The sequence below is a fragment of the Sphingorhabdus sp. genome (assembly GCF_046154385.1).
Lineage (GTDB): Bacteria > Pseudomonadota > Alphaproteobacteria > Sphingomonadales > Sphingomonadaceae > Sphingorhabdus_B.
In genome coordinates this window covers 46516-52845 of record NZ_JBJXFW010000024.1, presented here as the reverse complement: position 1 = coordinate 52845, position 6330 = coordinate 46516, and the positions used below count along the sequence as shown (strand labels likewise).

Sequence of the window (6330 nt, the reverse complement as noted above, 5' to 3'; positions counted from 1 at the left end):
CGTTTTCAAGCTGGAACAGGTAAAGTTCCGGTTCCTTGATCGACCAACGCACATCGTAGGCCATATCGATAATACTCTGGTCTTTTGTCAAAACCAGATTTTCACTGCTCGCCTTGGGTGATCCCACGGCGGTTGTCTGGATCTGTTTGGTGTCGACTTTTTCAACGGTCTCAATCGGCGAAGGAAAAGTGAACTGGATACCGGGTTGCAAGGTCCGCGCATAACGGCCCAATTGCGTTACCACGCCCTCTTGTTCCGGACCTATCCGATGGACACTGCTCCAAACGAGCCACAATGCGATAAATGCACCACCGATAATCGGCCACCAGCTTTTCCCGTTGCTGCGCGGTGGAAGGCCACTGAATCCGCCATTCTTGCCCCCGCCGGCGCGGCGCAGCAAATCCTCAAGCGAAGGGCCGCGCTGACGTCCAGCCTGTCCGCCGCGAATAGGCACAGGGTCCCAAGGATTTGATGGCTCCGGTTTCGAACCGCTCTCGCCAGATCCCGAACCGTCGGTCTTGCCGATTTTACCCGGGTCGCCCGAAGCAGGGGAATCCCAAGGCCCCTTGCCATCAACTGCCAAAATATTGCTGCCCTGTTGGTCGATTTTTTTGCTCATATTGCCTTTATAGGAACGGTTTTTCAGAAAAACAGTGTCAATCCCGCAATTCTGATTCTATTCGGCGATGGATGACCGAACTTGATAGATATTCACAGCTTGTTTTCGCCATCGCCGGGCCACAGGCTACCGGCCTGAAGGTCGACGCTGGTGCCGTTTCCATGATGCTTGATGTATCCGAAATGACCACCGATGAACGCGTGCAGATCGAAGCAAAATTGCGTAACGCGTGCGAACAGGCAGGCGCGCAGAGCGTTCGTATCATGTTGACTGCGGAGCGTGTTGCCCCCCGGATAATTGCCGTGGCGAGTGGCAAAGGCGGGGTTGGAAAATCAACGCTTTCCACAAATTTGGCGGTTGCCATGAAATTGGCTGGCCGTTCCGTCGGCTTGGTCGATGCCGACATATATGGACCTTCCCAGCCGCGGCTGATGGGTGCGGAGAACAGCCGACCAGAAGCCGAAGGGAAGAAACTGATCCCGGTAATGGGTGCCGGAGAAGTGCCTTTCTTGTCGATGGGTCAATTGGCCAAGCCTGGCCAAGCGATTGCGTGGCGCGGTCCAATGGCTGGCAATGCGTTGTCGCAACTGGTTGATGCCCATTGGGGCAAAGTGCGAGACATAATTGTGGATATGCCACCCGGTACAGGTGACATCCAATTGTCGATGATCCAAAAGCATAAACCTATGGGTGCCGTTATCATTTCGACTCCGCAAGACCTCGCGCTGATGGACGCGACCCGGGCGATTGGCTTTTTCGATACCGCCAAAGTCCCGATTATCGGTCTGGTCGAAAATATGGCGGGATATGTGTGCCCGCATTGCGGCGAAATGAGCAATCCTTTTGGGACAGGGGGTGCCGAAGCAGCAGCGGTCGAACTGGGTATACCGTTTTTGGGACGTATTCCCTTGGATATCGATATAAGATTGGCCAGCGACGCCGGGACCCCACCTGCATTGGGCAATGGCCCGATTGCGCGCGCATATGCCGACATTGCGCGGCACGTCATCGATTGGATCGATAGCCCGAAAGCCCCGACCGCGTGAATAGCAACGCAGATGGCGCAGGCGGATTTACCCGCCGCAAGCTTTTGGTTGGCGGCGGCCTGGGAATTGGGTTGGTGCTGGCATGGGGCGCATGGCCGCGGCGGTATCAGCCGAATTTACGACCCGCGCCGGGGGAGCATCTGTTCGGCCCCTGGTTGAAAATTGCAGAGGATGGCAAAGTCATTATCGGCATCCCGCAAAGTGAGTCAGGTCAGGGGGTCTATACCGCACTTGCCCAAATCGTGGCGGGTGAATTGGGTGCGGATTGGCGTTCTGTTGCGGTTCAGCCTGTGTCGCCTAGTCCGCTGTTTGCCAATGGTGTTCTGGCACGCGAATGGGCACCAGCATTTTTACCCGAAAAAATAGGGCTGGATGCGGGACAGAAGCCAATAGCGCATATTTTGAACGAAATGGCCAGCCGCGACATATTCGTAGTTACCGGGGGATCATCGTCAATCCGGCAATTTGAAAAGCCGTGCCGTGAAGCGGGCGCGACCGCGCGTGTTCTGTTGTGTCAAGCCGCCGCCGCCCGATGGGATACGGATTGGGAACAGTGTCAGGTGGACAAAGGTTTCGTTACTTTTGGGAAAAAGCGTATCGCTTTTGCCGATCTGGTGGCGGAAGCCGCAGGGCTTGATCCACCATCGCCGGTTCCGTTGAATCCGTCGCCGCGCAATCGGTTGTCCGGGCGCGATGCGCCGCGCCTCGACCTTTCGTCAAAAGTCGATGGCAGTGCCAGTTTTGCAGGGGATATTCGGCTACCCGATATGCTCTTTGCATCCGTCAAAGGCGGCCCTATCGGGCGCACGATCTTGAAATCGGTGAACAGCAAAGCCGCGTTCAAGATAAAGGGCGTCGTCAATGTTGTGCGGACGGATAATTGGGTTGCCGTTGTGGCGACCAATTGGTGGGCGGCAAATAAGGCGCTTGATAATATTACCCCGGTTTTTTCGATCAAAGGGCGCGTTGCCGACAGCGGGAAAATTGCCGATAGCCTGTCGTCCGCTATTGCGAACGGTCCGGGTACCCGGATGGTGCGCCTTGGCGATGTCGATGCCACGTTGACGAAAGAAGCGGGAACACGCGTTTTAAATGCGGATTATACCATTTCTGCGGCGGTACATGCGCCGATAGAAACGCGATCGGCAACGGCGGAGTTTCGCAACGGACGGTTGAATTTGTGGTTGGCGAGCCAAACGCCACAATCTGCGCGCGAAGCGGCAGCATCGGCCATCGGGGTCGATGTGGATGATGTTACGTTGTTCCCGGTCATGGCCGGTGGAAGTTTTGACAGAAATTTCGACAATTTGATCGCCGCGCAAATTGCCGTTATTGCCAAAGAAGTCGGGCGTCCTGTGCAACTCATCTGGTCGCGCGCAGAAGATTTGGTACGCGACCATGTCCGCACACCGGCAATCGGGCGGCTGACTGCTTCACTCGATCAGGAAGGCCGCATAGCCGGGATGTCCGTGCGCGTTGCTGCGGCATCATCCATGCGCGAACTAGCCAATCGGATTGACGGGCAAAGCGCTGTCGAGGCACGAAAATCTGCTGCCGGTGAATTTGATGCCCTCGCGATCGACGGCGCCGTCCCGCCTTATGCGATCAGCAATATGACAATCGACCATTTTCCGGTCGACTTACCGATTATTACGGGGCCCTGGCGGTCGCTGGCGCACAGCTATAATTGCTTTTTTGTCGAATCCTTCATTGATGAATTGTCTCAAAAGGCGGGTATCGAGCCGCTTTCATTCCGGATGCAGATGCTGGTTGACCAAACACGGCTTGCACGATGCTTGACCGGTGTGGCATCGATGGCGGGGTGGGACGGCGGCGTTTCCGGAAGCAGCAATGGCCTTGCCTGCCATTCGATGCGGGGCAGCCACATTGCCATCATCGCCAGCGCGCGGACCAGCGAAAATGGCGTAAGGGTAGAACGGATTTCGGCAATGGTTGACTGCGGACGGTTGATAAACCCCGATCTGGCGCGGCAACAGATTGAAGGCGGTATTATCTTCGGCTTGGCACAGGCGGTTGGAGTGGCAACCGATTTCGAAAATGGATGGACGACAGTCAGCCGACTGCGTGAGATCGATCTTCCCGTTCTTGCCGATATTCCGGAAATCATCGTTGAATTTATCCGCAGCGATAATGAACCAGGCGGCGTTTCCGAATTGGGGGTCCCGGCCGTTGCGCCCGCGGTCGCCAATGCGCTCTTTTCCGCGGCGGGTGTGCGCTTGCGTGAATTGCCATTATTGTCACGGGGGCTGTAATGGACAAGCCCGCCGATCATCCGGATGTACCACAACCCAAAGTGGGCATCCTGCTTGTCAATTTGGGAACGCCGGATGCGCCGACAGCCCCGGCGGTTAAGCGCTATTTGAAGCAATTTTTATCGGACCGTCGTGTCGTTGAAATCCCGCCGCTGATCTGGCAGCCGATTTTGCGCGGGATCATCCTGAATACCCGTCCGCAAAAATCCGCCAAGGCCTATGCAAAGGTGTGGACCGAAAGCGGATCGCCGCTGGCGTTTTTCACAATCGCGCAGTGCAAGGCCCTTGGGCTGCGAATGCAAGGCGCGGCAGATGTGCGTTACGCCATGCGTTACGGTAATCCCTCCGTCTCCGACCAATTGGCGGCCATGAAAGCGGCCGGATGCAATCGGATCCTGATCGCACCGCTTTACCCCCAATATTCGGGAGCGACGACAGGTACAGTGCTGGATGAAGCATATGCCGCGTTAACAAAAATGCGCTGGCATCCCGCACTCCGCACATTGCCGCCATATCATGATGATCCGGTCTATATAGATGCACTGAAAAAGTCGATCGAGGGGTCTTTGGCGCAACTCGATTTTATACCCGATACATTGGTGATCAGCTTCCACGGAATGCCCGAGCGGACTTTGCAATTGGGGGATCCTTATCATTGCCATTGCCAAAAAACCGCGCGGCTCTTGTCGGAAGCGATGGGCCGCGAACTGGTCGTCAGTTTTCAATCGCGCTTTGGTCGGGCAAAATGGCTAGAGCCGGCAACGGACGACACAATCATGCAATTGGCGCGCACTGGCCAGAAAACGATCGCGATATTTGCCCCCGGATTTTCAGTTGATTGCCTCGAGACGCTGGAAGAACTTGCTATTCAGGGCCGTGAACAGTTTGAAGAAGCAGGCGGGACCCACTTCGCATATCTGCCCTGTTTGAACGACAGCGCCGTTGGAATGGATATGTTGGAAACCGTTATTCGACGCGAAGTTTCCGGCTGGGTCTGAAATGCTCTGCGCTAACGCTAGCGTCAACTTGCACTTGCTTGCCGTCTGGTTATTCAACGTAAAATAACAAGACAACAAACAGGAGAGAGTTATGTCACGTATTGCGGTGGTCACGGGGGGAACTCGTGGCATTGGTGAAGCTATAAGTCTGAAATTGAAAGAAAAAGGCCGTACCGTGATCGCCAATTATGGTGGAAATGATGCTGCAGCGAAAGCTTTTTCGGACCGCACGGGCATTGCCGTTCGCAAATTTGATGTCGGCAATCATGAAGCGTGCATTGATTCTTGTGCCGCAATCGAGGCTGAATTTGGCCCAATTGAAATCATGGTCAACAACGCCGGTATCACCCGAGACGCGACAATGGTGAAAATGTCATTCGAACAATGGGACGAGGTTATCCGCGTCGACCTGACCGGATGCTTTAATATGGCAAAAGCCGTCTTTGCGGGAATGCGTGAACGCAAATGGGGCCGTATCGTCAATATCGGTTCGGTCAACGGGCAGGGCGGACAGATTGGGCAGGTCAACTATGCTGCAGCGAAATCAGGGATTCATGGCTTTACCAAATCGCTCGCAATGGAAGGCGCGCGATATGGCGTGACGGCCAATGCTATCGCGCCGGGTTATATCGGCACTGAAATGTTGGCGACGATACCTGAAAACGTCATGGAAAAAATTGTGGCACAAATTCCCGTCGGGCGGTTGGGGAATGCGGACGAAATCGCGCGCGGTGTCGAGTTTCTGACCAGCGAAAATGCCGGTTTCATTACCGGATCGACGCTGTCGATCAACGGTGGCCAGCATATGTATTAGGGCCTGACCCAAAGCGTTTCTTGATATGATGGCGGGGTGAGTAATTGTGAAAGGCATTTCAATTTATCACCCGCCAGTCAAACGGAGCATGACCATCGCGGGGCACCAGACATCGATCAGTCTGGAACCCCTTTTTTGGGACAGGTTAAAAATTGCGGCCGATAGCAGAGGATTGCCCGTCAATGCGCTCGTCGCCCGGATTGATGTTGAACGGCTTGACTCCAAAACGCCCTGTGGTTTGGCCAGTGCAATTCGTCTTTGGCTGACAGCCACGCAAAAAAGTACCGCCGATAGCTAGGCTATGGCGGTACAATTGCGACCCGGTATTGCAGCAATATCCGGATGATGCGTTTGGTAAAAGATTACAGGCGGACGGCAACGATCGGTAGTCATGAGCAGCGGAGGGTTGCTACATTCTGACCAACGCGCCCACACTGTCGAGGGAGGGGTTAGACGGAGCGCAGTACCGAATGGTGTTGCCGTTCACCTGTTAAACACTCTAATGCCCTGCGAGCGCCAAAAACAAAATACCGGATTAGGCCTATATAGGTGAACTGCGGTAAACGCCCATGCAATGATC

Annotated in this window: 6 protein-coding genes; 5 read left to right on the top strand and 1 reads right to left on the bottom strand. The window is 55.0% G+C overall.

The window, feature by feature from the left end:
- On the bottom strand, positions 1-619 hold a 619-nt coding region (locus ACKVOS_RS04975; RefSeq protein ID WP_409210910.1), incomplete at its 3' end, for an SPFH domain-containing protein.
- Between the two features lie 71 nt (positions 620-690).
- Between ACKVOS_RS04975 and ACKVOS_RS04970 the strand changes: the two genes are divergently transcribed.
- From ACKVOS_RS04970 to ACKVOS_RS04950, 5 genes are all read left to right on the top strand, one after another.
- Positions 691-1665, top strand: a complete 975-nt coding sequence (locus ACKVOS_RS04970; RefSeq protein ID WP_409210909.1) for an Mrp/NBP35 family ATP-binding protein — start codon at positions 691-693, stop codon at positions 1663-1665.
- Positions 1662-3938, top strand: coding sequence for a molybdopterin cofactor-binding domain-containing protein (locus tag ACKVOS_RS04965; protein WP_409210908.1), 2277 nt, complete (start codon positions 1662-1664; stop codon positions 3936-3938). The genes ACKVOS_RS04970 and ACKVOS_RS04965 overlap by 4 nt, the downstream gene beginning before the upstream one ends.
- Complete coding sequence (gene hemH / locus ACKVOS_RS04960) at positions 3938-4936, top strand: ferrochelatase (RefSeq protein WP_409210907.1); 999 nt, start codon at positions 3938-3940, stop codon at positions 4934-4936. The genes ACKVOS_RS04965 and hemH overlap by 1 nt, the downstream gene beginning before the upstream one ends.
- A gap of 91 nt (positions 4937-5027) precedes the next feature.
- Positions 5028-5750: an acetoacetyl-CoA reductase gene (gene phbB, locus ACKVOS_RS04955; RefSeq protein WP_409210906.1), complete on the top strand. Its 723-nt coding sequence runs from the start codon at positions 5028-5030 to the stop codon at positions 5748-5750.
- A gap of 55 nt (positions 5751-5805) precedes the next feature.
- Positions 5806-6048: a ribbon-helix-helix domain-containing protein gene (locus ACKVOS_RS04950; RefSeq protein WP_409210912.1), complete on the top strand. Its 243-nt coding sequence runs from the start codon at positions 5806-5808 to the stop codon at positions 6046-6048.
- Positions 6049-6330: the final 282 nt, after the last annotated feature.